Raw genomic sequence first — 22866 nt, 5'->3', positions numbered from 1 at the left:
GCTTTTCATTCTTTTATGAACATTCCCACTGCAAATCCCAAAACAATGCCAATAATCATTGCCAAAAGCACATAAATTTCACTCACTCCTTGCTTGAGCTCAACAGTTTTTGGCTGGCTCTCTTGGCTGCTCAAAGCTTTCAAAATCTCCGCGGTGTTCTCCTCCAAAACTTTGGTATATTCCTCGTTTGTCCACATATACACTATGTTTGCTAAAGGTCTTCCGCTCCTTTGGGAAAGCTCCATAGCGGCATTTTTTAGAGGGTCGGGGCTGTTTTTGGAATAAACAATGAAGTCCACATCTTCAACAGCCGACAGTAGAACATCTACACTTTTTGCAGGCGCCTCTTCCTCGGGCTTGATAGCATCGACAACTTTCACACCAAGCCAATTTAGAGCATATTGATGAGCTGGGAGCTCGATTATTGCTTTTTTCTTCCCCATATTTTCAAATATCACCTTATATGCTTCCACTATGGTTCTCACACGCTCTTCAAAAACACCATACTCCCTCTCATAGACATCCTTGTTTCTTGGATCACTTTCAATTAGCGCTTCTTTTGTTGCTTTTGCTATTGCAAGCGCATTGTTTGGATCCATCCATGTCCCGTGTTCGTTGCTCCCACCCATCCAGCTCTTCTCTACGAACCTAAAACCCTCTTTTTGGTAGTCCTCAATCCCAAGAACTTTAGCGCTTATCTCCCCTTTTTCGCTTAACTCTCTGAGCTTCTTCTCTGCAGGCAAGTGACCTCCCGTGGTAACTATCACAAGAGCGCTTTGTGCTTTTTCCACCTGCTCTGGGCTGAGCTGATACTCGTGAGGATCAACTCCCAATGGAACGAGAATCTCAACTCTTACGCTATCTCCAAAAGCCTCTTTTACTATCTCGGCTAATGAAGGAATGCTCGCTATTACAAGGGGCTTCTCCTCCGCGAGAACACTAGGGGCTAGGCTAACAGTAAGCAGCATGATGAGTGCAAAAGTTCCCCACCTGCTCGCCAGAGATCTCATTTTAGGTCACCCTAAAAATCTTTATCTTATTAGATTTTAAAGATTGTCCCGAAACTTGAAAACAGCTACTCCTCGATTATTAGCTCCACAACGGCCTTTTGTTCCGGATTTTTGAGCCTCTCCACAATTTCCCTTTTTATATCTCTCGCTGCTTTATTGGCTCTTACCGCAAGCGTTCTTCCATCTACGTACTCACTCTTCCTAATCACCATTGAGAAGGGATGTTCTAAGATTAGGCGCTCGTCTCCATAGGCAACAACTTCATCAACCAGCTCATCCACGATTATCCGGATCCTAAGCTTTTTTCCAGCTTTTAAAGCATTTTTAAACTCTTCACTTAAGTCATCTATTCCTTTATCTGCGTTAATGCATAGGATGCAATCACCTCTCGGCGTTAGAAAGTCCTCCTTTGTAAACTCAAGCGTTGACTTATGTGTGGCTCTGACGTTTTCATGCCCCCAGCAGATTATTTTCTCCATGAGCATGATGGAGGCTTAGCAGAGGGGTTTATATCTCTTTCTTTTGGATATCCTCAGAACTTTAAGAAAAAATTTTAACTTCAAACGCTCAATCATCCTTGGTGATAGCATGGGAGTTAAGGAACACAAGGCTAAAGCGCCAAAAACTTTCAAGTTCGCTGTGATAACTGTCAGCGATAAGGGGAGTCAGGGGAAAAGAGAAGATTTAAGCGGTTATTACATAATTGAAGAGCTTAAAAAAGCTGGAAACGAAAATGTCTACTACAAAATTGTACCCGATGAAAAGTTATCTATCCTAAAAGCTCTTCTCGAAGCTTTAGAAAAAGCTGATGTGGTGATTACCACAGGAGGGACAGGAATAACGAGGAGAGACGTTACGATAGAAACCATAAGGCCGCTCTTCGATAAAGAATTAGTCGGATTTGGAGAAATATTTAGGCTTAAAAGCTATGAAGAAGTTGGAACAGCTGCAGTTCTTAGCAGAGCAACTGCAGGGATAATAAGGGATAAAGAGAGCAAAGTCGTTTTCTGCCTCCCGGGGAGCTTAAACGCCGTAAAAACTGCCATGGAGATAATAAAACATGAGGCGTATCATATATTAAAGCACGCGAGGGAGTAAAAATGCGCGAATTTAAAAGGCTTACACCCTATAGAGATGCCTTTAACATGATGATTAACGATATTGAAGAGCTCCAAAATGTTGAAGAAATGCTCCTCGATGGGGCTCTTGGGCGAGTTTTAGCTGAGGATATACATGCGCCAATAGATGTGCCTCCATGTGATAGGAGTGCAGTGGATGGATATGCGGTTAGGGCTGAAGACACATTCCAAGCGCGTGAATACAGTCCAATCAAGCTTGAAGTAATAGATGAAATCACCGCAGGAATGGAGAGCAAAGAGGAAGTAACGAACGGAAAGGCAGTAAAATTGATGACGGGCAATAAAATGCCAAAGGGCGCAAACGCGGTAATAATGCAAGAAATGGTAAAGCGCGAGGGCAACACTATTTACGTCCTAAGGCCAGTTGCTCCAGGACAAAACGTATCCTTTAAAGGTGAGGATGTTAAAAAGGACGAGGTAGTTCTCAAGAAAGGACAAATCCTAAGGCCTCAGGACCTCGCCATCCTAAAAGCGCTTGGATTTAAGAGTGTCAAAGTCAAGAAAAAGCCTCTCGTGGGGATAATTGTCACAGGAGACGAGCTCATTGAGGAGCTCAATGAAGAGGAACTGATAAGCGGCAAAATCCTTGAGAGCAACTCCGCGATGCTAAAAGGCCTAATTAGAGAGTATTTTGGAGAGCCGCACTTTTATGGAGTTATTCCCGACGATGAAGCCAAAATTAAAGAGGCCATTGAAAGGGCGAAGAGAGAGTGCGACCTCGTTCTAATCACAGGCGGGAGTGCATTTGGTGAAAAGGACTACGCGCATAAGTTCGTTAAGCTCCTCTTCCACGGCACGACGATAAAGCCTGGAAGGCCAGTAGGCTACGGAGAGAGAGTTTTTGTTATGAGTGGCTATCCCTCAGCTGTCTTTGCCCAGTTCCACCTCTTCGTCAAGTATGCACTCGCAAAGCTTGTGGGAGCGAACTACAAGCCCGTAACGATAAAGGCCAAGCTTAAGAATAAGGTCGCCTCTTCCTTAGGCCGCCATGAATTCGTTAAAGTATACTATGAGAACGGTGAGGTGCTCCCAATAAAGAAGAAGGGAAGTGGAATAATAAGCGCACTTGTGGAGAGCAATGCTTATCTGATAATTCCGGAAGACAGCGAAGGGCACAGGGAGGGAGAGGAGGTAGAGGTGGTGTTTTATTAACTTTATTTTTAGTTATTTACTTTCATCATATATTTATATAGTAGTGTTTAGTGTATAATATTTTTTCGAAAGTAAATCTTTTAAGATACTTCATATTAATTATAGAGGGAATAATCAATGGATATCATAGAGATACTCCTGTCAAATACCACAGTTTTAGAGAGCTTACTTAATAAAAGCCCACTGTTTAGGATATTCCAAGAATCCCTTAATACTCATCCCACCCTAGTGGATGTGCTGATATTCTTATTTATACTGGTATTATTAAAGCCCGCATTTGAAGCTATTCTCTACTTCATTTTGTGGTCTAAAGAAGCAGTCAGGATTTTACGTTCCATCTTTTCTGTCATATTCTTAAAATTTCCTAAAGAATTACCAATGGGGAATGTAAACGTCCGGATTGCACAGATTATTCAAAAAAATATAGCAGTTCAAAAGGTGCTTAAGTATCTAGATTACAAAATAAGTGCCACGTTCTTTTTAAGAAACACATCACAGGATAATATTTGCAACCTTCTCCTATTTTTTGTTGGTATTACCCTTCCAATATGGATCACAAAAGTCTTACAATATCCTATTAATGTTTTAGCCTCTTTCATTATTTGGATCATATCTTTCATGCTATTCAAATTTAGCTTTAAAGGTAAAGGATACCTTCCTAGTTTCACATTTGCATATTCTGTCTTTGGTATGTATACATTTCTTCCCATCTATATTTTTTCTTACATCTGGCCGGATAAAAAGTACCCCCTATGGCTATTCATATTCTTTTTAGTCATAAGTGTTATAACAACACGATTTATAGACAGATTGTATGTTGAATCTTGGATTAATATGCGCATGAAATTATGGGAGGAGTATCCAAGTTCACTGGTTTTTAAAAAACATCAAAAAACAAAATTTAAACAGGAGGATGAACCTCTGTTAAGTAGTACCAGATTATCCAGATATGTATACAAGCTTCACATGAATATCATAAACATTAATATAATTTTAGCTAAACGATTTAATAATATGGCCTTGTTATTTCTCAAAACCCCCATTTCGTTACATGTTTCTGACATAGAATATTTCCGCAAAGATTTCCCATATCTCCGTATCCACACGAACAATAGCAAAGAATTCTATGGTAAACTTTGGGATTTATTTGATCCAGTATTTTTACATTTAAAATGTAAAGAACAAGATGAGGATGGTGTTATACGAACTAGGCATATCTATATTCCCTGGGAAGACATTAAGTACATAGAAATTTATGAATGATACAGAGAATATTCCCGTAGAAATGGTACTAGCTACTCACTTATTTTGCTGTTGATTAACAAAATAATTTAGCTTTTCAACCGATTCAACGCCTTCACAAATCGCTCCACAACCTCACTAGGTGCAAAAACCTTTGGACTTCTCTTCAAACGTGGCGGCTTTCCATCCATATACTCCTCAAGGATTTCCACGGCTTCCTCAAAAGCCTCTCTAAAGTTTCTTACAGGTTCAAAAGGCTCATCGATGTAGTACCACTCCTCGCTTTTTGAATCATAAACGAGGATAGATGGATAGAGCTCATCGTCTTTACAGGGACACTCAGAGTCAACGCTCACTTCAATCAAAAATTCTCCCGTGGTTAAGACGCCCGTCTCTTTAAGGCGTTTCTTCCACATGGATCTCACATAATCATGAAAAAATTTTCATGGATTTAAATTTAATCCCCAATCCAAAAGCTTAAAGGGTACTGTAAGTGGAATAATAAACGAGGGATGTAAATGCTAAACTTATATGGTATAGCACAGAGAGAGCTGGCAAAAGATTTAATATTTGAGATAGATGGCGAAAGCGTTGTTTTATCCATTAAAGGGGCTATGATAGCAGTCTCAAACTCAAAAAACTACAATTTCTCATTCATTGAAATAAGTGAAAATGAGTTTGTTATGGTCGTTCAAATGGGAGGTTATGTGCTCTACATAGGCATGGAGAGCGATGAGGAAATAGATGAAGATGCGTATCCAGAGCTTTTTAAGGCCTTAATGGTTCAGCTGTTGCCAGTTTTAGAAATTTTAATTCAAGAAGCCAATAAAATGGAATACAAAACAAAGAGGAGGGCAGATATACTCCTTGATGACGACATGAGCAGCGATATGAAGGAGTTCTTTTATCAAACACTGATCAAACATATTAAAAATATTCCAATTTATGAACAAACTGAAGTAGCATAATTGTAAAATTTACAATCTCTACTGGATTTTTTCCAATTGTTTAAGTGTTTTGTTGTAAAATTTCTCTAATATTGCCAATCTATTTAAAATTTACTTAAAATTTTGGGCAAAATTTATATACAGATTGGAATCTATACAATGGTGAGAGGGCGAGGTCATTCTATGGAGGTGAGATTATGACTGAAGACGTCATGATCATCGTTAATCCTGAGTATCATAATATACTACGTTTCGAATTTGTTGATAGGATAATTCAGGGATTGGAGCCCCTTGGAATAGAGCCCGTTAGGATCTTTGTAAAAGCCGAAGAACATTTCTTAAGAGACGGGAGAAAGGTTTTAGTGCCTTTAACATACCTCGCAGTTGATGATTCAAAAAGCTACCTTATTTACGATCAGGATATTATTGTTGAATCAATAGTTCACAAAGCTCTTGAGAATTTAAATGATGCCCTCAAAAAGAGGGGGATCTTAGCGTACATCCCTGAGGAGGGTCTAAAAATAGATTTCACAACCTCCGAAGAATATATCAACGAAAACAAAGCCAGCATAATTGTTGATGGCCCAGACGAATATGTTAAAGAGCTCGAAAGATTCGGGAAAGGAATTGTGATTCAGTTTAAGGACAAAGGAGTAAAGATTGAAAGCTTTGTTATATCTGCACAAGAATTTTACACTGGGCTTGGGCAAAGGAAAGGATTAAAATTGGATTTTGCCTTAACACTAAAGAGGGAAGGCCTGCAATACTCAAAAGAGACAATAGAGGAATTTTTGCTGGGAGCAGCTGACAGGTATGCATCATTTTTGCTTAATTCCCTAAATCTAGCAAAAATCACATATGGGAGCATACACATAATTATGCCCGGAGAAAAAAAGGCTCCATCAATTGTGCTGAACCAGATAGATAAAATTTTAGAAGAAGTCGAAGAGATAACAAATGATGAAAGGATTCAAGAGCTTGTAACAATATTAAAATAATCAACAGGAGATTTGAATCGAGCTTGCTAAACTCAACTTAAATCCGTTTACAATCATGTCCAGTCAGGTTTATAAAAGAGTTCCCCTTCTTTTCTTTTGGTGAGCTAATGAGAGAGAGCGAGTATTACTCATATTTCGTGGGCGAGCTTCCAAAAGGGTGCCAGCTCTGTGTAAAAGGGGCTAAGTTAGTGCTCTTTACCACTGGTATATGCCCAAGAGACTGTTTTTACTGCCCTCTAAGCCCATGGCGTAGAGAAGATGTTATTTATGCTAACGAAAGGCCTGTAAAAGACGAGCTCGATATTTTGGAAGAGGCTAAAATCCAAGAAGCCTTAGGAGCGGGAGTTACAGGGGGAGACCCACTCGCGAGGCTTGAACGGACGGTTAGGTATATCCAGCTTTTAAAAGAGAACTTTGGAGAGAACTTTCACATTCATCTCTACACTACGGGGGCATTAGCAACTAGAGAAGCCTTGGAAAAACTATACGATGCTGGTCTTGATGAGATTCGCTTTCACCCGGACATATTCAGTCCTAACTCAAAGCTCTTCCAAAAGGAGATAGAAAACATAAAAAATGCTAAGGACTTTGATTGGGATTTTGGAGGAGAAGTTCCCGTAATCCCCGGAGGGGAGGAAAGGATAAGGTGGTACGCCGAGTTCTTGGATAATCTTGGAGCGAAGTTTTTAAATCTAAATGAGCTTGAGTTCAGCGAGACGAACTTAAGAGCGCTGATTGATAAAGGATTCAAACCGGTGAGCGATGAAAGCTCCGCTATAAAAGGAAGCTTAGATTTGGGACTCGAGCTTTTAAGGTGGGGTGAGGAGAGCACTTCGTTGAGCTACCACTTATGCACGGCTAAGCTTAAGGATGCTGTCCAATTAAGGAACAGGTTAAAGAGGATGGCAAAAAACGTTGCTAAACCTTATCACGAGATTACAGAAGACGGAACGCTTCGCTTTGGGATAGCAGAGTATGAAGATTTGGAAGAGCTTTATAGTCTGCTCGTGGAAGAGGCAAGCGTTCCAAAGGAGTGGCTCTATATCAATGAGAAGAAAAAGCGCATAGAGATGCCCGAAGAGGTAGCGATTGAGCTTGCCGATGCAGTAGAGGGAGATGTGAAGTTCTACATCATTGAGGAGTACCCCACATGGGATAGAATCGAAGTGGGAAGGATTCCTCTACCCTAGAGGGTAACGGTGATGTTAAATATTTTGAGCGCATACGTATCGTGGGTGGTGAGATGTACAAGATTAAAGATGAGCACGGTGAATTTTTAGTTAAGCTAGCTAGAAAAACGATTGAGGAGTATTTAAAAAGTGGAAAAGAGCCCGAACCGCCCGAAGACACTCCAGAAGAGCTTTGGGAGAAGATGGGAGTATTTGTCACGCTCAACCGCTACAAGTCCCCACCCCAAAGTGCTCTTAGAGGATGCATAGGGTTTCCTCTCCCAATATATCCCCTTGTCAAAGCGACGATAAAAGCAGCTATCTATGCGGCCGTTGACGACCCAAGATTCCCGCCTGTAAAGCCTGAGGAGCTCGATTCGCTGACGATAGAGGTGAGTGTTTTAACACCCCCCGAAATAATAGAGGGCAAGCCTTCGGAAAGGCCAAAGAAGATTAAAGTAGGAAGAGACGGACTAATTGTAGAAAGAGGCATTTATAGCGGTCTTTTACTCCCCCAAGTTCCAATAGAATGGGGATGGGACGAGGAAGAGTTTTTAGCCGAGACATGCTGGAAGGCTGGCCTTCCTCCGGACTGCTGGCTCGATGAGGAGACCAAAGTTTACCGCTTCACAGCAGAGATCTTTGGAGAGGAGCATCCAAAGGGGCCTATTAAAAGAAAGCCTCTAACCAAAGCTTAGCTTTCTTCATTCTCCTCATCCACATAGGGCACGGTTATAACCTTTCTTATTTCTCTCGCCTTCTTTTCACCAATGCCTTCCACTTCCATGAGCTCTTCTTCGGTGGCGGTAAACACGCGCTCTACGCTTCCAAAGTGCTTTAGAAGGCGCTTCGCCAGCGTAGCAGAAACGTTTGGTAAACCTTCCACAATCAGCCTTTGCCTCTCCGCTAAAGTTAGAGCTTTCTTCTCGCCCCTAAGAGAAACCTCTTTCTTCCTTTCCTCCTGCTCTCTCCTAGCTATGAGGTAGATAAACTGGGCCGTCTCCTTAGCATCGTTTGAAAAGAGTATTGGAACACCCCAATCGAGCGCAACTGCCGCCAAAGCCCCCCTAATAGCGTTTGGATGAACGTTTCTAATCCCGTAAAGCTGGCCTTCGACGATAACTATCGGCCTCAGATAAGCATCCTTCAAACGCCCCATCTGCTCAAATAGGCGCCCATCGATAAGTGATTGAATAAAATCGTTTGCCGATTTCCTCTCCACCGCAACGTCTTCACTCACAACGTAATCTCCAACATCGAGGGTTTTAACCTGAATCTCCGCTCCGAGCTCCTTGAGATATTTTGGTACTTGGCTCTTAAGCTCACGCGAATCAACGTAAACAACTATTCCCTTAGGCTTCTTAACAAAAATGGGCTTAACAGGAAGTGCCTCTTCTTTAGGAGGCTCTTTCTCATGTTTTGCCTCCTCCTTTGCTTTTGTTCCCATAAATCCTAAAAGCGAGGCTTGCTTCTCCCTCTTAACCATCTCACTCACCTTTTTAAGCGTAACAAACATAGCCTTCTCCTTTCTCCGAGAGCTCCAATAATAAGCCTCATCTCTCGTCCCACGAGCCATTAGAACTACCACGCGCCCGGGTCTGTGCCTTCCTGTTCTTCCTCTCCTTTGGATGCTCCTAATTGCAGATGGAACTGGCTCATAAAAGACGACCAAATCAACTTCGGGGACGTCTAACCCCTCTTCACCGACGCTCGTCGCTACGAGCACGTTAAAGACTCCCTGCGAAAAGAGCTCAAGGACCTCTTTTTGCTTCTTTTGACTCATTCCTTTATCCTTTTCCCTGCTTGCCTGTCCAACAAAGCGAACCGCTTTAATGCCGAGCTTGTTTATCTCGCTTGCAAGCTTCTTTGAAGTCTCACGATAGTTTGTGAAGACAATTATCTTTGAGTTGGGCTTTTTCTCCACCTGCTTCTTAATGAGCTCAAAAAGCTTGTCCATCTTTGGGTGGTCTAAGCCAAGCTCATTCGCCTGCATTAAAAGGGAAATGGCCTTTCTCATCCTTGGATCCTGTATCAATTCTTTAGCTGATTTTGTCTTTCCTCTCTTGCCTTCATTATAGAGCTTTCCTAAGTAGCTCCTCAATGCAGATAAGCCCTGCGTTTCAAGGAGCTCTATTGCGTGGTGGAGCTTCATAGCCTTAGCTTGATACAGCATGAGACGTCCAAGGGCATAGTTTCCCCTTGCCACTTCAGCGTTTATTATCCTTCCAGCGTTTAGAACGTCCTTCTTCGGCAAATCAGGGGAATAGCTATCAATTATCCCCGCTTCCTTTAGGGGCTTAAGCGAATCTTTAAGCATCTCTCTCAACAGCTTCCTAACCTCTTTGTAAAGCTCGGGGAGCTCTACCTTAATCCATTCGAGCTTTACTCCCTGGACATAGGGCTTAACATCGGGCGAACTTTCGGTTCTAATCTCTACATGCTCTATGTGGAGATTCCGTATAATCTCTCTAATTTTCTCCTCATTGCTTCCTGGAGATGCCGTTAGACCCAAAATTAGAGGATGCTTTGCCTGTCTCGCATACTCTTTTGCTATGTAAACATAAGCATAGCTTCCCACAGCCCTATGGGCTTCATCAAAGACGAGAAGAACAACATCTTCCAAGCTAATTCTCCCCACAACTAAATCGTTCTCTATCGTTTGGGGCGTTGCTGTAATAATAATACTCTTTTTCCAAACTTCCGCCCTTTTTTCCGGGGAGAGCTCCCCCGTGAGCGTATTTATCTTTTCCTCAGGAATGTCAAAAAGCCTAGCAAAGCTCTCTCTATGCTGAAGAGCTAGGGGTTTCGTAGGAGCAAGCATTAGTATCTTCCCGCCATACTTAGAGAGGCGATAGTCGGCTATAAGCATGGCTATGAATGTCTTTCCCAAACCTGTCGGCAGAACAACTAAACAGTTCTTCTCTTTGCATCTCGCAAATATGACCTCTTGATAAACGCGTGGTGTGATTAAATCTCTCCTTAAATACATAGGCATCTTCAGGTATTCTCTACCTCTTCATTTATAAACGTTTAATACATCTCCTTGTCATAATAAATCATAATACCCCCATCGGCGATTTCATAAGGCATCTTCTTTCTCAAATGGGCCGTACCTCTCATTTTATGCACTAAAATGTAACGTCTCAGTCCAATACTCCTTTCGGCCATTTCAAGTTCTATTGTACCATCACAGCAGTTATCCTCGCAGAACATCGTTAGTCTCGATCTGTCCCAATATCGCATTGTGGTGATTATTGTGGTAATTTCTTTAGATTTGAGGAACAGATAAAGTCTAAACATCTCCTTTTGTATAGATGTCTTTTCAATTAACGGGAATAGGAAGTAAATGTCATCAATAACAAGGCGGTCAGGCTTGAACTTAGAAAATACCTCATTCAAGAGGATTATCAAGCCCTCAATAGGTGAGGATAACATGTCGTTCTTCAGTAAAAACTCGTTAATCTTATCTGTTCCAATTATTTGAAGACTTTTAGACTCGCTTATTCGCCTATTATAAAAACTGGATAAATATTCAATTATCTCCTTCTTCCTGCCTTCCAAACTAACAAAGAGGCTTTTCTCCCTGAATTTTTTAACTCCATTATAGACAAACTGCCAAGATAATATAGTTTTCCCTGCGGTCTCTTGCCCAACAATTAAAACTATATTACCCTTCGGAATTCCACCATTGAGCAATACATCATCAAGCGGTTCTATTCCAAACTTGGCCCTCATGCTCTTCATACATAGTTCTAATCTCCGAGACCCATATTTAATGATTTTTCTTGACTCTCACTCTAGAGTTAGGTCAGCCGAAAACTTTATAAATTTTTGTGCATATGCTCATAATAGAAATGAGGAGGTGGTGAATGTGAGGATTGCAATTCCAAGTTCAAACAGAGGAGGTTTGGAGGATGCTGTTGCACCTGTCTTTGCAAGGGCACCAACATTCACAATCGTCGATGTAGAAAACGACGAGATAACAAACGTTAAAACACTCCAAAACCAAGCGGTATATGCTGGAGGAGGAGCCGGTCCAATGGCTGTGCAAATGCTCATAAACGAAGGCGTTGATACAGTAATAGTACCACAAATTGGCCCAAATGCAGTGGGGGCACTCCAAGCAGCTGGAATTAAATACTACACTTTTGCACCCGGAACACCAATAAAAGAGGCTGTTGAGCACATTATTAAAGGAGAAGCCCCACAAGCTTCCGTTACTCCCGCATATCCAATGCCACCAGCTCCAATATATGCACCACAACAGCAAACAGCCCAATCTTCCCCCTATTATCCCCCAGCCCCGGCATATGGATTTGGTCCGAGATGGGGTTACGGAAGAGGCCTTGGTAGGGGTATAGGCTTTGGCCGTGGTGGCGGTAGAGGAGGAAGAGGTTGGGGGGCTCGCTTAGGCTATTGCCCCGCAACAGGAATGCCCAATAGGAGAAACTGGCTTGCGAGATTTTTTGGCTGGTGGTGAGTTTTCTTTTTTGTGCATATGCAAAACTTTTTAAATTAGATCCCTCCAATTTTTTAGGAGGTGAAAAGATGCACATAGTGGTCGCTACTACAAGGGGCGGTTTGGATGACTTTGTAAGTCAGCACTTTGGGAGGGCTCAGACTTTTACAGTAGTTGACGTTGACGAAAGTGGAAACATCACAGACGTTAGAGTAGTTCCAAATCCTGCTCACAGTGCTCCAAGGGCTGCAGGGATTCAAGCTGCACAGTTCTGCATAGATAACGGTGCAAACGCTGTAATAGCTGGAACTTTCGGCCCTAATGCATCTCAAGTGCTTCAAACAGCGGGAATAAAGTTTATCTCTGTTCCTCCAATGATGACAGTTGAACAAGCAATTAAAACGTTCCTTCATGAAGAGCTTTAACCAGTTGATTCTAAGTAGCCGATAAACTCGCTCTTTGTCCTCTTTGATTTTCTGCTTAAGGGAAAACTGTTTATACTTCATATGTCGTATGAAAATTTGGTGAAACTTTATGAAGTACAGCAAGCTTGCTGTAAAAATTCTGGAGTATGAAGAAAAGGAGATATACTATGATCCTGCCTATCACGGTAGAACACTGAAGATTTTTGGCATTGATGATGACCCCACCAAAATCATAGACTATATTGGAGACAAGTTCTTGGAGAAGGGTTATGGTCTGATCTTCTTTGATACAAGGGGAAAACACCCCAAAGAGAAGTTTGATACTGTAATAAAGATAGAGGACAATAAAGAAACAGGTTTGGACCCTATAAAGATGGTAGCTAAAGGGCTGATAAAGGATTTCTACACTGCGGCAACAATAATTCAAACAATTTATGGACTGGATCGGTCGCTCACGAATAAGCTTTACTCAGATATACTGGAGGGTAAGATTAAAAGCACCCCAGAGGTTGCCGCATCCAAGGCGCATTATGGAGAGGTAATACGGGAGAGCTACACTCTTCTGGATGAGGTCTTCTTTAAAGGTGAACCTCCGGAGCTTGGAAAGAGCATTTTGGTGGACTTTGGCAGTGCTCACAGCATAACACTGGTAGGAATGGCATTTTTGATTCTCGCAGCGGCGGTGAGAGATAGAAGAAACACCCTAATTGCAATTGACGATGCTGCAGTTCTGTTCTATACAACTCCTGGAAGCGCCGCTATTCCACTGTTGACCCAGCCGATGAGGGGAAGAGTTACCCTTCTAGGAACTAGGTACGTTGTGGAGAACCTTCTCAACACTCCCGGTCCAACACTTGTACTTTACAACGACCCGGACATGCAGAGCATGATTTATGAAGCAAACGGTGTTCCACAGGGGGATATGAGAAAGCACGTTCTTAAGGGAGAGGGAGCGTTTATATGGAGAACTACACAAACCTTGGAGGTTGAGTTTGGCAGATTACCGATTTGAAGATATTAAAATGAATTTGCAACAATGATAGAACGTTATTTTTGAGGTGTTTTCATGAACGAATATCACGAGGCTAACAAAAGAGGATGGGATGCCACAGCTGAGAAGTGGCAAAAGAGAGTAGAAAAACTATGGAGAAAAGCCTATGAAGACCCAAAGACTGTTTTAAGTGAGCTCGAACTTAAGTATCTGGGAGACGTCAAAGGAAAGAAAGCCTGCGTTTTGGGAAGCGGCGATAACTTGGTGGTCTTTGCTCTCGCGGGAATGGGGGCTAAAGTTACATCTGTGGATATTTCACAAAAGCAGCTCGAGATTGCTGCAAAGAGGGCTAAAGAAATTGGCGTCAATATTGAGTTTGTGCAGGCCGATGTTGTAGACTTGCCATTTAAAGATGAAAGCTTTGACATTGTCTATACCGGTGGCCATGTGGCTGTTTGGGTCTCTAATTTAGAAAAATACTACAGCGAGGCATGTAGGATTTTAAAGCGCGGCGGTCTCTTCATCGTGAACGAGTACCACCCATTCAGGAGGATTTGGAAGGAAAGCGATAAGCTAGAGATGGAGTTTCCCTACTTCGATAGAGGGCCACACAAATACCAATTTAACACTTCTAAGGAGGTTCTCCCAAGCTACGAGTTCCACTGGACGGTTGAGGACTTTGTTATGGCGATGCTAAAAGGTGGCTGTGAGCTAATAGCGCTCCATGAGTTTGGCGATGAGCGGGAGTGGTGGGAGGTTGCGAATTTGGAAGGTCTCCCAAGGTGCCTGCTGCTCGTGGGAAGAAAAAAGTAGAGTGCTCTACAGCTTCTCCTCATCGAATATAAAGAGCTCCTCTATCGTCGTGTTTAGGACTTTTGCTATTTTATAAGCCAGTTTGAGCGATGGGTTGTACTTCCCCTTCTCAAGGAAAACTATTGTTTCCCTCCTCACACCCACCATCTTTGCAAGCTCCGCCTGCGTGAGGTTATAGCGCGCGCGGAACTCTTTAATCCTCGTTTTCATCGCGCTCACCTTATGTTCCCGGTCCTACCAAAGTTCCACTTAAGCCCAAGGAAGAGCAGTGACATGAAGAGTGTAGACATTATGAGGGCTTCAAATGTGTTGGGCTCTGGCAGTGATAGGTTAAAGACATGAATAAACCACGTATACCAAAGTAACGCCAGCATGAACCAAAGTCCACTCCTCAAGGCGTAGTAAGCGGCTCTACCTTCGATGTACAGCGTCATCTCATCCTTAGGTGGAAAGCCCTCTTCCTTCTCCTTCTTGGTCTCCCAAGCCTTCCATCCGACAAAAAAGAGATTTGCAACAATTATTGCAAATATAACCGCAAGCAAAGCGCCATCTCGACTCCATTCAGCTCTCCACCATAATATGAAGAAGGCTATCAAGCTCGCCGTGATTGTCGATGCCCATTTCTTATCCCACTTCACTTCCATACCTCCTGATGTTAAATATTTCTAACACAATGTTAGGTATAGTTAACATGTATATAAAGCTTTTGCTTTGGAACAACTTTACGGGAGAACTCTTCACCGGATGAAAATAAGCATTATGAACCCGACAGTTAGCACGGTTAATACGGCCACAACCGCCGCTTGTCGCAAGCGCAGCTTCTGAACCACACCTACGGCGACGGTTGTTAGGATGAGATACCACACCAGTGCCACGAGCTGGTAAGTACTGGCAAAAACCCGCAGGGCACCTGGTTTTGAGGTCATCTCCAATAATTCCCGCTGGGTTATCGCACCTGCGAGAAATAGGAGTGTCATCACAGTCTCGGGAATCCAAGTGACAAACATTGGAACCGTCAGGACAAACCCCAGAACTGCAAGAGTATCCTCAAATGTGCCTTCTCCATTGAACACTCTTCCACATAACTGCACTAGTCCTGCCGCCAAAATCCATGCCATCACAAACACGGGCAGGGTGAAAAATATCTCCCAGAAATAATAATCCTCCGCAGGGATTGCTACCCATGGAGGAACCACAGGCACAGCATGGGTGATGGCCAAGCCCACAACTGTCAGCGTGTAGAGAGCGCTGATTAACAAAACGGCTTTGAAGCCATGGACAAGCCGTCGGGGGTCTTTAAGTAGACGATCAAATGTGCTACGCGGTTTGAAGGCTGCACCATAGAGATAACCCCAAAATCCGGACATGCTTTTCTCCACCTGTCGTTTATTATAAGTTCGGATGTTAAAACATTTGCTCTTCACGTGTGCATGATAAAAAAGTTTTAGTCCCGAAAAGCGCTGCATGCACAACCCTCTTATATATGAGAAGCATAATATAAAGTAGAGGTGGTATTTTGGCAATTATGAGACTGTGGCACGGGAAAGTTCCCGTTGAAAAAGCTGATGAATACGAGAGGTTCTTGATTAAAAGGGCGGTACCAGATTATAGCTCCGTTGATGGTTTACTAAAACTATATTTCACGCGAAAAGATGAGAACAAAGTGGCCCACTTCCTTCTCATAACCATCTGGGACTCAATAGAGTCGATTAAAAAGTTTGCAGGCGATGAGCCCGAACTTGCAAAGTATTATCCAGAAGACGATGAATTTCTGCTGGAAAAGGAGAAATATGTCTCCATGTACCAGATATTTTATGAGAAGTGAGCATTTATGCGTTAAGGCTAGATAATGGGGAAAGGGTGATACTATTGAGAAGAAGCCAGCGATTGGCTGGTATTTGTGCACCCCTTATTGGATTAGGGGGAATTTTCGTTGCAATCATCATAAATCGCTCCTGGTGGAGCATAACCGATAATGCCATAAGCGATCTTGGAAGGGTCAGTTTGCCTTATAACTGGATTATGAACATATCCCTGATTATAGCAGCACTTCTGGGGATTTACTATGCAACAGCCCTATTTGAAGAGACAAATAACATCGGAAAGCTCGGTATAGGAATTTTCATCATGGGACTAGTCTTTTTGGCGCTCATAGGAATTTTTCCCGAGGGGACGGGCCCTCATTATCATGTTAGTGTGGGATTCTTTGTAAGCTGCAGCGTTGGGATGCTAATAGCAGGAATTGGATTCTACATAGAGGGAGACAAGTCCTTCGGATCCTTCACGACTTTGCTCTTCATTATAGGATGGCTCCTTGCGTTCTTGGCAATGAGAAGATTTAGAGGTGTGGCAATCCCAGAGTTAATCATCTCGGCCGCAGTCGCGATTTGGGTTTATGTGTTAATTTTCAAGAGAAGAAGGAGAAATTAAAGACTGACCTCATCCCATAAAGCTAGTCCATTTTCCTGCGGCTTTCTTTCGAGGGGCTCGCCGAGCAACTCCTGGATGAACACCTCAACCACAAAGACCTCCCCTTCTATGAGATGGCCGCCGAGTACTTTCCCTTCACTATCGCCAAGTGAGACGTGGATGTGTGCGAAAGGCGCTCTATCTTTTAGAGTAATGTTGCCCAGAGCAGATATTAGCTCGTAGGTGCCTTCAAGAGATATAACCTTGTAGTTCCCTTTGTCCTCCTCAAAGTAGCCGATTTTAGGATTTTTAAGCGTTCCAATCGCACTCACAGTCCCAATTATAACGTTATTCTTTTTTGCAAAAGTATTAACAAAGCTCAAAAATTCCTCTCCCTCAGGCACCCTAAAAAGAAATGCTCTTCCTTTTGAAAATCTCATGATATCACCTCAAGATTAGTTAAGCAAAAGAAGAATTTAACCCTTTAGGTGTGTTATTTTAACTTAGATATTAGAAACCTGACATAAAGCATAAAGCCAAAAAAATGGTAAAAGAATTAACCTTTGCTCTCTTCAACCTGCTTCTTGAAGTATGCATACATAGCATCGTATAAGTAGAACTCCTTCTCAAGCGTTTCATAGTCGTCCTTACAGATCATGCGGTAACCCCGCGCGAGAATATCAAGGGCAACCGCTAGAGGCGATGGGTTCTCCACATGTGTGTCAGCTTCCCTTACAATCTCGGCAATCTTCAAAACCGCGGGATCGGTGATGTTGTACTTCTCCACGAATGCATCAAAGGAGCACTTTCCATCATGGTGGCCGAGCTCCACGCCTTTAAAATCAAAGGGTATTCCTTCCATTATCGTGGCGGGGTCAGTATCACGGGGCACAAAAATAAACTCCGCATCCGGGTCAATGAATCTCTTTATAAGCCACGGACAGGCAACCCTATCAACGTGGACATGCTCTCGCGTTATCCACTTCACAATGTTCGCCTCCAAATTTTTATAAGTCTAACTCAAACCTTGTAATATTTAATGTTTTTCTTTACAAAATTTTAACTTTATTACACAAAAAACTGCATAAGATAAGCAAAATTTGTTAAATACCAACACTAAAATAAAGCTGAAAGAAGTGCTAACGCTCCAAAGTTATCTCTGCATAGCTCCTCGGGTCTTCCCACACCTTAACTCTTATGCGCTTCACATTTTCTCCTGCTTTCTCCGCTACCCTCTTAGCAAACCACTCAGCTATAAGCTCAGCTGTAACATTTGAAGCATCGATAAGAACAACTTCACCCTTTGGAATTCTGAGCTCCTTTTCATTCTGCTGGATTATAAGGTAATCTCCCTCTTCTCTGACCCATTCAGCGCTCGTTATAATCCTGTGGTCAAGCTTTTTGATGAGCTGGCTCAAATGATTGAAGTCAAAAATCATACCGTTCTCGTTGAGCTCACCCCAGATTTCCACATCCACATTGTAGGTGTGCCCATGGATTCTCAAACATTTGCTATCATAAGGAAGAGCTAAAAAGTGGGAACTGTCAAAGTCCTTATGCCACCCTATCTTTCTCTCCACGACTTTAAACTTCATTCTCCTCACCATTAAAGACTCTATCTGCTGGCCTTTATTAATCTTCTTGAGCGGGTGGCTAAAACCTCACCCCTCTAACATCTTCCCTATTTAAGGTATGCTTCTCTACAACATGCCTCTTCAAATCTTCCAAATCCTTGGCCTTATAGCCGCAGAAAGGACAAATTAGTTCAAAGCTCTGAGGCTTCGTAAATTTTTCTTTCTCCATCTTCCTCCACCAGCCTGGCCTCATACACCTCAGCACGCCCGTTGGTGCTTACCTCCATGAGGACTCTGCTTGGACTTCCCTTGATTCTCTCAGTGACCTCTTTTTGGGTTATTACTTGGATAAAGACATCACCTTTGCGCTCGAATTTGAATATCAGCGTATCTCCACGCATTTCATAACCTTTATAGCTCACACCGCCCATCCTAAAGGTGGCCCTCAACGTAATCACTTCTTTATCCCCTACATAGTTCCAAGCGAGCACTGCTCCCACTATAAGTAATACCGAGATAACAGCTAATAATTTTTTCATGCTTTCACCAAAACAATTTAGTGCCTTATACTAAAAAAGCCCTTTGATGGATTAAAACGAAGTTGAAGCGGTAGATTTATACCTAAATAAATCAAAGTTTGAAACATGGAGGGAAACATATGGTTGTTAAAATCACATATTTTGTACATGGAACAACGATAGATAACGAACAAGATTTAGCCACTGGATGGCTTCCAGGGGAATTATCCAAACTGGGCATTAAGCAAGCTAAGGAACTTGGAAAATTAGTTTCTAATAGATGCTATGATGCTGTTTTCTGTTCTGATTTAAAGAGGGCTGTTGATTCTGCTAAGCTTATCTTTGGTGATAAATACAAAATTATTCAAGATGAAAGATTAAGAGAAATTGATTATGGTGATTTTACCAGAAAACCAGCAAGAGACTTCAAGGACAGGATGATTGATTATGTTAACAGTCCATTCCCAAATGGAGAAAGCTATAAAGACGTCGAAAGAAGAATTGCCGATTTTCTCAAATTCCTGAAGAAAAATTATGATGGAAGAGAGATTGCTATTGTTGCTCATCAAGCGCCTCAATTGGCTTTGGAGGTTTTATTAAACAACAAAACCTGGAAACAAGCTATTGATGAGGATTGGAGAAAAAAGAAAGCTTGGCAGCCTGGATGGGAGTATATTCTCAAGTAAAAGTTTTGCCCTTAAGTTGTTTAATTAATGGAACTTCTTTCTTAAGGCATGTCCATTTTCTCGAGATATTAAGGGAAACCTCTATAAATCCTAAATGAGAGTTCTTGTTTGGTGTTAAAATGCCTTGGGGAATGGGAAGAGGTAAAGGGAGAGGCAGAAGGAGAAAGATGCGTTTCATTGGGGTTATTCCGGAAATTAAGCACTTCTATCCAGCCCGTCCACCTATTGGGCCTCCTCAACCACCGATTTTTATGACCTATGAGGAGTTTGAGGCTTTGAGATTGGTGGATTATGAGGGCTTAACGCAAGAAGAGGCTGGAAAAAGAATGGGCGTTTCGAGAGGAACAATTTGGAGAGCTTTAAGCTCAGCAAGGAAGAAAGTTGCTCAAATGCTTGTTGAAGGAAGGGAGCTGATAATTTTAGCTCAGGGAAACGAAGTTCCAAAAGGAGAGGAATTATCTGAGTAGCCAGATATTTCCAATGTAAACTCTCCCCAATCCAGCATCTAAAGCGGCTTTGTAAACACTTTCCATCTGCTTTCTGCTTGTGGTTGGAACATCGTGCATTAAATGCTGTGGAGCAAAAGCCAGCAGAACATAAGGCGTCTCTGGATTTAGCTCAGCTATGTATTTAGCTATATTATACACTTCAAATTCATCAATGTAATGCGGAACAACCAAAGTGCTAACGACTAAAAGCGGAAGTTCTCTTTCCTTACCCATCTCTATAAGCAGCTTAACATTCTCTTTAACTCTTCTTAGAGCTTTTTCTCCGTTTATGCCTGTTAAAGCTTGGTAAATGCTTGATGTGTAAGCTTTCCAGTCAATCTTAACAATCCCCCCACTTTCAAGGCTAAGCTTTGCCATCTCCTTCATTATCTTTGGATTCTCTAAGCCATTTGTCTCCCAGCAAATCCTTTTAGTTACATTGCCTTCTTTTGAACGCTTTTGAACTTCTCTCGAAACTTTAAGTGCATAGATGCTGTGCGGCGTTGGATCTCCTCCAAAATAGCAGATGCAGGAAACTTTACTCCTCATCGCCACATTTGAAAGCTCACTAAAACTTAAAACAATGCCCTCCTGAAGATCTACTTTCCCATCCTTTATCATGTATTTGTGCTGAACGTTCTGGCAAAAAAGGCAATCTAAGTTACAGCCTGCAAAGAAAACGGCCAAATTGTAAAAGCCATAATGTTTTCTCTCCGGGCAAACGGGCTCAGCGACGCAGTTGGTTGGATGAGGATCGAGATACCAATGCAAGTAAGCCTTGTTAAAGCTTCCAGTTATCGTTGTTAGCCTTCCCCCTTTGTTCCATATTATACCACAGTAACCAGAGCTATCTCTTGGAATTTTGCACTCATTAACGCAGATTTTGCAGGAAAGTTCTCCCTCTTGAGGAGGAAGAGAAGGTAAGTTTATTAGCTCGCGCCATTTGAAATGAGACTTCATAACTTTTGTTAAAGCTTTTTGAGGGTTTCCCCTAAGGCAGTTAACACATACTCCAATTGATTCGCTAATTTCTTCAGACTCATAACCACATAGTTCACACTTCGCCATCTTGAAAAATACTAACAAGTTGCTTAGCTTTATGCTTATCGGTAAAGTCTCTCAAATATTAATATCAGCGATATAGCACATATCAAGGCTCTAAAAATAAGAAAAACCATGAATGCTATTCTGATATTTGCTCCAAATATTGCCGCTATTACCCACCACAAGGGATTTTCATTCAAAAGATATGCTATCACAATCCCTATGCTGTTTCTTGTTTTGTGATAAACCCAAGTGAACAGGAAGCCAAAGAAGAAAATGTCAGCGGGATCAAGCTTTCCAGTCAGTAGGGGCGTATTATATAGCCCGGACCATAAAATCGCTATTAAAAATATTGCAAATTTAGGAGAAATGCCATGCATGAGCTCATAGGGAAAAGCCTGCCAAAAAGCAAAAGCAACGGTGCCAACTAAAACCCAAAATAGAACTGCAAAGATTAAAATTCCTAACGAAATTGGGAAATTCACCCAAGAGGGTTTGGCAGCAACTAATAATGTATCAATACCCACAATTTTTATGCCTATGAGCCAAAGCAGCGGAATGGGCGTTGAAAGGGCTGCAGCTAACAGAAAGCTTTCTTTTATCCCCTCTCCCCTAATTCCAAAAATGGAGGGAGTTAATTTTTTGTTATTTAACTTTAATATGAGAAGAGCAGCTAAAAACATCCCTACTAATATAGTTCCAATCGTTGTTGTGAGATATAAAAGAACGTGAGAGGTTTTCAAATAGGAGTTTATAACAAACGTTGAGCCGTAGACAATTAGATAGACGAGCAAGTAAAATAGTATGATGCTCCTTATTTTTCTGCTCGCTAAATTATTTGAGCTCTGCATAATCATGGTTATATAATCACGATTATGTTATTTAAAAATTGGTAAGCGAGAGAAATAGAAAAGTCATCTTAAAATCTCTTCCTCAACAGTCTTTGCAATTTCTTTTAGAGCTTTGCTTGCCTTCGAATCTGGAAAAGCTTCAACAACTGGCTTCATTTGAACCATTGAGTCTGGAATAGCCCTATCATAAGGAATTTCACCTAAAATTGGCATTCCTTCTCGTTCTGCGAACTCATGAATGCCTTTAAATCCGAGATTAATGTCAGCTTTGTTGATTATTAAATACGCTGGTATTCTAAAGTGCTGCACAACTTTGTAGACTCTCTTTAAGTCGCTCAGTGAAGCCGGAGTTGGTTCCGCTATTAATATGGCAACATCTGCTCCACCAACACTCGCTATAACTTGACAGCCAATTCCAGCAGCAGAGTCAACTATCATGTGCTCTAAATTTTGCTTTTCCACAATCTTCTTAGCCCACCCTTTTTCTTCCGTAACAAGCTTGCCGGAGTTAGGCCTTCCCACATCCAATTGAGCTGAAATCAGCGGAAATCCATAATTGGTTATCGTTTTCCTTACAATTCCTGAGCGAACCTCTTCAAGCGTTATTGTATTCTGGACAGGACATACAAGCTTACAAACGCCACACCCTTCACAAGTGAGCACATTCACAACATAGCTACCATTTACAAACTTTATGCTGTCATAAGGACATCTTTCAGCACAGATGCCACAGCGAATGCAGGTCTCTTGGTTTATCCTCGCAACTTTTGCTCCAACTAACTCTTTTTGTTCCTCCCACTTCTCAACACCAAAGAGTAGATGAAGGTTGGGAGCATCAGCGTCGGCGTCAACCACTATGAGCTTATACTTATCCTTGAGCAAATAAATCAGCGAAGCCGTAATAGTTGATTTTCCAACGCCACCTTTTCCACTCGCGATAACAACTTGCAT

General features: G+C 42.0%; 31 protein-coding genes. 15 read left to right on the top strand and 16 right to left on the bottom strand.

Annotated features, from left to right (window positions below; translation table 11 throughout):
• Nucleotides 1-5: 5 nt before the first annotated feature.
• Nucleotides 6-1010, bottom strand: a complete 1005-nt coding sequence (locus tag PAP_RS06500; RefSeq protein WP_048165242.1) for a metal ABC transporter solute-binding protein, Zn/Mn family — start codon at nt 1008-1010, stop codon at nt 6-8.
• Between the two features lie 65 nt (nt 1011-1075).
• Nucleotides 1076-1495 carry a DUF371 domain-containing protein gene (locus tag PAP_RS06495; RefSeq protein ID WP_048165241.1) on the bottom strand — a complete coding sequence of 140 codons (420 nt, stop codon included), beginning with the start codon at nt 1493-1495 and terminating at the stop codon, nt 1076-1078.
• A gap of 103 nt (nt 1496-1598) precedes the next feature.
• Here PAP_RS06495 and PAP_RS06490 point away from each other — a divergent pair, with 103 nt between their 5' ends.
• The 3 genes from PAP_RS06490 to PAP_RS06480 all read left to right on the top strand — a co-directional run bounded on the left by PAP_RS06490 (nt 1599) and on the right by PAP_RS06480 (nt 4564).
• Nucleotides 1599-2108: a MogA/MoaB family molybdenum cofactor biosynthesis protein gene (locus PAP_RS06490; protein ID WP_048165240.1), complete on the top strand. Its 510-nt coding sequence runs from the start codon at nt 1599-1601 to the stop codon at nt 2106-2108.
• Between the two features lie 2 nt (nt 2109-2110).
• Nucleotides 2111-3301 (top strand): molybdopterin molybdotransferase MoeA, encoded by a 1191-nt coding sequence (locus PAP_RS06485; RefSeq protein WP_048165239.1) that lies wholly within the window; start codon nt 2111-2113, stop codon nt 3299-3301.
• A 117-nt stretch (nt 3302-3418) separates the two neighbouring features.
• Nucleotides 3419-4564 (top strand): hypothetical protein, encoded by a 1146-nt coding sequence (locus PAP_RS06480; RefSeq protein ID WP_048165238.1) that lies wholly within the window; start codon nt 3419-3421, stop codon nt 4562-4564.
• A 68-nt stretch (nt 4565-4632) separates the two neighbouring features.
• Here the strand turns inward: PAP_RS06480 and PAP_RS06475 are convergent, their stop codons facing one another.
• The gene (locus PAP_RS06475; protein ID WP_048165237.1) at nt 4633-4959 is read right to left on the bottom strand and encodes a hypothetical protein; all 327 of its coding nucleotides are present in this window, start codon (nt 4957-4959) and stop codon (nt 4633-4635) included.
• Nucleotides 4960-5061: 102 nt separating this feature from the next.
• Here PAP_RS06475 and PAP_RS06470 point away from each other — a divergent pair, with 102 nt between their 5' ends.
• The 4 genes from PAP_RS06470 (at nt 5062) to PAP_RS06455 (ending at nt 8355) form a co-directional block, all read left to right on the top strand.
• Nucleotides 5062-5511 carry a hypothetical protein gene (locus PAP_RS06470; RefSeq protein ID WP_048165236.1) on the top strand — a complete coding sequence of 150 codons (450 nt, stop codon included), beginning with the start codon at nt 5062-5064 and terminating at the stop codon, nt 5509-5511.
• A 176-nt stretch (nt 5512-5687) separates the two neighbouring features.
• Nucleotides 5688-6488 carry a hypothetical protein gene (locus PAP_RS06465; protein WP_048165235.1) on the top strand — a complete coding sequence of 267 codons (801 nt, stop codon included), beginning with the start codon at nt 5688-5690 and terminating at the stop codon, nt 6486-6488.
• A gap of 107 nt (nt 6489-6595) precedes the next feature.
• Entirely contained in the window at nt 6596-7678 is a 1083-nt protein-coding gene (locus tag PAP_RS06460; RefSeq protein WP_048165234.1) for a radical SAM protein, read from the top strand.
• A 53-nt stretch (nt 7679-7731) separates the two neighbouring features.
• Nucleotides 7732-8355 carry a TIGR00296 family protein gene (locus tag PAP_RS06455; RefSeq protein ID WP_048165233.1) on the top strand — a complete coding sequence of 208 codons (624 nt, stop codon included), beginning with the start codon at nt 7732-7734 and terminating at the stop codon, nt 8353-8355.
• Here the strand turns inward: PAP_RS06455 and PAP_RS06450 are convergent.
• Both PAP_RS06450 and PAP_RS06445 read right to left on the bottom strand, forming a co-directional pair.
• Nucleotides 8352-10646, bottom strand: coding sequence for a DEAD/DEAH box helicase (locus tag PAP_RS06450; RefSeq protein WP_048165232.1), 2295 nt, complete (start codon nt 10644-10646; stop codon nt 8352-8354). The two genes, PAP_RS06455 and PAP_RS06450, sit on opposite strands and share 4 nt — an antisense overlap.
• Before the next feature lie 41 nt (nt 10647-10687).
• Nucleotides 10688-11401 carry an RAD55 family ATPase gene (locus tag PAP_RS06445; protein WP_048165231.1) on the bottom strand — a complete coding sequence of 238 codons (714 nt, stop codon included), beginning with the start codon at nt 11399-11401 and terminating at the stop codon, nt 10688-10690.
• Nucleotides 11402-11528: 127 nt separating this feature from the next.
• Between PAP_RS06445 and PAP_RS06440 the strand changes: the two genes are divergently transcribed.
• The 4 genes from PAP_RS06440 to PAP_RS06425 all read left to right on the top strand — a co-directional run bounded on the left by PAP_RS06440 (nt 11529) and on the right by PAP_RS06425 (nt 14345).
• Nucleotides 11529-12137: a NifB/NifX family molybdenum-iron cluster-binding protein gene (locus PAP_RS06440; protein ID WP_048165230.1), complete on the top strand. Its 609-nt coding sequence runs from the start codon at nt 11529-11531 to the stop codon at nt 12135-12137.
• A gap of 68 nt (nt 12138-12205) precedes the next feature.
• Nucleotides 12206-12541: a NifB/NifX family molybdenum-iron cluster-binding protein gene (locus PAP_RS06435; protein WP_048165978.1), complete on the top strand. Its 336-nt coding sequence runs from the start codon at nt 12206-12208 to the stop codon at nt 12539-12541.
• A gap of 109 nt (nt 12542-12650) precedes the next feature.
• A complete protein-coding gene (locus tag PAP_RS06430; protein ID WP_048165229.1) occupies nt 12651-13553 on the top strand; it encodes a hypothetical protein in 903 nt (300 codons plus the stop codon).
• 54 nt (nt 13554-13607) lie between these two features.
• Nucleotides 13608-14345, top strand: a complete 738-nt coding sequence (locus PAP_RS06425) for a class I SAM-dependent methyltransferase (RefSeq protein ID WP_048165228.1) — start codon at nt 13608-13610, stop codon at nt 14343-14345.
• Nucleotides 14346-14351: 6 nt separating this feature from the next.
• Here the strand turns inward: PAP_RS06425 and PAP_RS06420 are convergent, their stop codons facing one another.
• The 3 genes from PAP_RS06420 to PAP_RS06410 form a co-directional block, all read right to left on the bottom strand.
• Entirely contained in the window at nt 14352-14555 is a 204-nt protein-coding gene (locus tag PAP_RS06420; protein WP_048165227.1) for a helix-turn-helix transcriptional regulator, read from the bottom strand.
• Nucleotides 14556-14560: 5 nt separating this feature from the next.
• On the bottom strand, nt 14561-14983 hold the full coding sequence (locus tag PAP_RS06415; RefSeq protein WP_144368000.1) for a hypothetical protein: 423 nt from the start codon (nt 14981-14983) through the stop codon (nt 14561-14563).
• Nucleotides 14984-15082: 99 nt separating this feature from the next.
• Nucleotides 15083-15724, bottom strand: a complete 642-nt coding sequence (locus tag PAP_RS06410; protein ID WP_158442500.1) for a Yip1 family protein — start codon at nt 15722-15724, stop codon at nt 15083-15085.
• A gap of 146 nt (nt 15725-15870) precedes the next feature.
• Between PAP_RS06410 and PAP_RS06405 the strand changes: the two genes are divergently transcribed.
• Nucleotides 15871-16170, top strand: a complete 300-nt coding sequence (locus PAP_RS06405) for an antibiotic biosynthesis monooxygenase (protein ID WP_236627017.1) — start codon at nt 15871-15873, stop codon at nt 16168-16170.
• 44 nt (nt 16171-16214) lie between these two features.
• Nucleotides 16215-16775: a DUF998 domain-containing protein gene (locus PAP_RS06400; protein ID WP_048165223.1), complete on the top strand. Its 561-nt coding sequence runs from the start codon at nt 16215-16217 to the stop codon at nt 16773-16775.
• On the opposite strand, the gene PAP_RS06395 is transcribed toward PAP_RS06400, so the two are convergent.
• The 5 genes from PAP_RS06395 to PAP_RS06380 all read right to left on the bottom strand — a co-directional run bounded on the left by PAP_RS06395 (nt 16772) and on the right by PAP_RS06380 (nt 18867).
• A complete protein-coding gene (locus tag PAP_RS06395) occupies nt 16772-17194 on the bottom strand; it encodes a PPC domain-containing DNA-binding protein (RefSeq protein ID WP_048165222.1) in 423 nt (140 codons plus the stop codon). The two genes, PAP_RS06400 and PAP_RS06395, sit on opposite strands and share 4 nt — an antisense overlap.
• A gap of 116 nt (nt 17195-17310) precedes the next feature.
• Nucleotides 17311-17742 carry a chromate resistance protein ChrB domain-containing protein gene (locus PAP_RS06390; protein WP_144367999.1) on the bottom strand — a complete coding sequence of 144 codons (432 nt, stop codon included), beginning with the start codon at nt 17740-17742 and terminating at the stop codon, nt 17311-17313.
• Nucleotides 17743-17893: 151 nt separating this feature from the next.
• Complete coding sequence (locus tag PAP_RS06385) at nt 17894-18349, bottom strand: 6-pyruvoyl trahydropterin synthase family protein (RefSeq protein ID WP_048165220.1); 456 nt, start codon at nt 18347-18349, stop codon at nt 17894-17896.
• Nucleotides 18350-18407: 58 nt separating this feature from the next.
• Nucleotides 18408-18557 (bottom strand): hypothetical protein, encoded by a 150-nt coding sequence (locus tag PAP_RS10330; RefSeq protein WP_169738671.1) that lies wholly within the window; start codon nt 18555-18557, stop codon nt 18408-18410.
• Nucleotides 18520-18867, bottom strand: a complete 348-nt coding sequence (locus PAP_RS06380) for a hypothetical protein (RefSeq protein ID WP_052649096.1) — start codon at nt 18865-18867, stop codon at nt 18520-18522. The genes PAP_RS10330 and PAP_RS06380 overlap by 38 nt, the downstream gene beginning before the upstream one ends.
• A gap of 119 nt (nt 18868-18986) precedes the next feature.
• On the opposite strand from PAP_RS06380, the gene PAP_RS06375 reads away from it, so the two are divergent.
• Together PAP_RS06375 and PAP_RS06370 are read left to right on the top strand one after the other, a co-directional pair.
• Nucleotides 18987-19532 carry a histidine phosphatase family protein gene (locus tag PAP_RS06375; protein ID WP_048165219.1) on the top strand — a complete coding sequence of 182 codons (546 nt, stop codon included), beginning with the start codon at nt 18987-18989 and terminating at the stop codon, nt 19530-19532.
• A gap of 119 nt (nt 19533-19651) precedes the next feature.
• A complete protein-coding gene (locus PAP_RS06370; RefSeq protein ID WP_048165218.1) occupies nt 19652-19999 on the top strand; it encodes a DUF134 domain-containing protein in 348 nt (115 codons plus the stop codon).
• Here the strand turns inward: PAP_RS06370 and PAP_RS06365 are convergent.
• The 3 genes from PAP_RS06365 to PAP_RS06355 are packed head-to-tail and all read right to left on the bottom strand — an operon-like array spanning nt 19988 to nt 22866.
• Entirely contained in the window at nt 19988-21088 is a 1101-nt protein-coding gene (locus tag PAP_RS06365; RefSeq protein ID WP_048165976.1) for a radical SAM protein, read from the bottom strand. The two genes, PAP_RS06370 and PAP_RS06365, sit on opposite strands and share 12 nt — an antisense overlap.
• A gap of 35 nt (nt 21089-21123) precedes the next feature.
• Nucleotides 21124-21921 carry a hypothetical protein gene (locus PAP_RS06360; protein WP_048165217.1) on the bottom strand — a complete coding sequence of 266 codons (798 nt, stop codon included), beginning with the start codon at nt 21919-21921 and terminating at the stop codon, nt 21124-21126.
• Nucleotides 21922-21978: 57 nt separating this feature from the next.
• Entirely contained in the window at nt 21979-22866 is an 888-nt protein-coding gene (locus tag PAP_RS06355; protein ID WP_048165216.1) for a nucleotide-binding protein, read from the bottom strand.

This window comes from Palaeococcus pacificus DY20341, assembly GCF_000725425.1.
GTDB lineage: Archaea > Methanobacteriota_B > Thermococci > Thermococcales > Thermococcaceae > Palaeococcus > Palaeococcus pacificus.
The sequence above is the reverse complement of the archived record's forward strand: the minus strand, read 5'-3'. Positions and strand labels throughout refer to the sequence as shown.

Excerpts from the sequence above, each read along its gene's own strand:
- PAP_RS06475 (WP_048165237.1), bottom strand. The coding sequence starts at position 4,959 with ATGTGGAAGAAACGCCTTAAAGAGACGGGCGTCTTAACCACGGGAGAA.
- PAP_RS06395 (WP_048165222.1), bottom strand. The coding sequence starts at position 17,194 with ATGAGATTTTCAAAAGGAAGAGCATTTCTTTTTAGGGTGCCTGAGGGA.
- PAP_RS06485 (WP_048165239.1), top strand. The coding sequence starts at position 2,111 with ATGCGCGAATTTAAAAGGCTTACACCCTATAGAGATGCCTTTAACATG.
- PAP_RS06430 (WP_048165229.1), top strand. The coding sequence starts at position 12,651 with ATGAAGTACAGCAAGCTTGCTGTAAAAATTCTGGAGTATGAAGAAAAG.
- PAP_RS06455 (WP_048165233.1), top strand. The coding sequence starts at position 7,732 with ATGTACAAGATTAAAGATGAGCACGGTGAATTTTTAGTTAAGCTAGCT.
- PAP_RS06380 (WP_052649096.1), bottom strand. The coding sequence starts at position 18,867 with ATGAAAAAATTATTAGCTGTTATCTCGGTATTACTTATAGTGGGAGCA.
- PAP_RS06470 (WP_048165236.1), top strand. The coding sequence starts at position 5,062 with ATGCTAAACTTATATGGTATAGCACAGAGAGAGCTGGCAAAAGATTTA.
- PAP_RS06365 (WP_048165976.1), bottom strand. The coding sequence starts at position 21,088 with ATGGCGAAGTGTGAACTATGTGGTTATGAGTCTGAAGAAATTAGCGAA.
- PAP_RS06500 (WP_048165242.1), bottom strand. The coding sequence starts at position 1,010 with ATGAGATCTCTGGCGAGCAGGTGGGGAACTTTTGCACTCATCATGCTG.
- PAP_RS06355 (WP_048165216.1), bottom strand. The coding sequence starts at position 22,866 with ATGCAAGTTGTTATCGCGAGTGGAAAAGGTGGCGTTGGAAAATCAACT.
- PAP_RS06425 (WP_048165228.1), top strand. The coding sequence starts at position 13,608 with ATGAACGAATATCACGAGGCTAACAAAAGAGGATGGGATGCCACAGCT.
- PAP_RS06445 (WP_048165231.1), bottom strand. The coding sequence starts at position 11,401 with ATGAAGAGCATGAGGGCCAAGTTTGGAATAGAACCGCTTGATGATGTA.
- PAP_RS10330 (WP_169738671.1), bottom strand. The coding sequence starts at position 18,557 with ATGGAGAAAGAAAAATTTACGAAGCCTCAGAGCTTTGAACTAATTTGT.
- PAP_RS06385 (WP_048165220.1), bottom strand. The coding sequence starts at position 18,349 with ATGAAGTTTAAAGTCGTGGAGAGAAAGATAGGGTGGCATAAGGACTTT.
- PAP_RS06460 (WP_048165234.1), top strand. The coding sequence starts at position 6,596 with ATGAGAGAGAGCGAGTATTACTCATATTTCGTGGGCGAGCTTCCAAAA.
- PAP_RS06420 (WP_048165227.1), bottom strand. The coding sequence starts at position 14,555 with ATGAAAACGAGGATTAAAGAGTTCCGCGCGCGCTATAACCTCACGCAG.
- PAP_RS06370 (WP_048165218.1), top strand. The coding sequence starts at position 19,652 with ATGCCTTGGGGAATGGGAAGAGGTAAAGGGAGAGGCAGAAGGAGAAAG.
- PAP_RS06435 (WP_048165978.1), top strand. The coding sequence starts at position 12,206 with ATGCACATAGTGGTCGCTACTACAAGGGGCGGTTTGGATGACTTTGTA.
- PAP_RS06405 (WP_236627017.1), top strand. The coding sequence starts at position 15,871 with ATGAGACTGTGGCACGGGAAAGTTCCCGTTGAAAAAGCTGATGAATAC.
- PAP_RS06495 (WP_048165241.1), bottom strand. The coding sequence starts at position 1,495 with ATGCTCATGGAGAAAATAATCTGCTGGGGGCATGAAAACGTCAGAGCC.
- PAP_RS06450 (WP_048165232.1), bottom strand. The coding sequence starts at position 10,646 with ATGTATTTAAGGAGAGATTTAATCACACCACGCGTTTATCAAGAGGTC.
- PAP_RS06375 (WP_048165219.1), top strand. The coding sequence starts at position 18,987 with ATGGTTGTTAAAATCACATATTTTGTACATGGAACAACGATAGATAAC.
- PAP_RS06490 (WP_048165240.1), top strand. The coding sequence starts at position 1,599 with ATGGGAGTTAAGGAACACAAGGCTAAAGCGCCAAAAACTTTCAAGTTC.
- PAP_RS06465 (WP_048165235.1), top strand. The coding sequence starts at position 5,688 with ATGACTGAAGACGTCATGATCATCGTTAATCCTGAGTATCATAATATA.
- PAP_RS06360 (WP_048165217.1), bottom strand. The coding sequence starts at position 21,921 with ATGATTATGCAGAGCTCAAATAATTTAGCGAGCAGAAAAATAAGGAGC.
- PAP_RS06480 (WP_048165238.1), top strand. The coding sequence starts at position 3,419 with ATGGATATCATAGAGATACTCCTGTCAAATACCACAGTTTTAGAGAGC.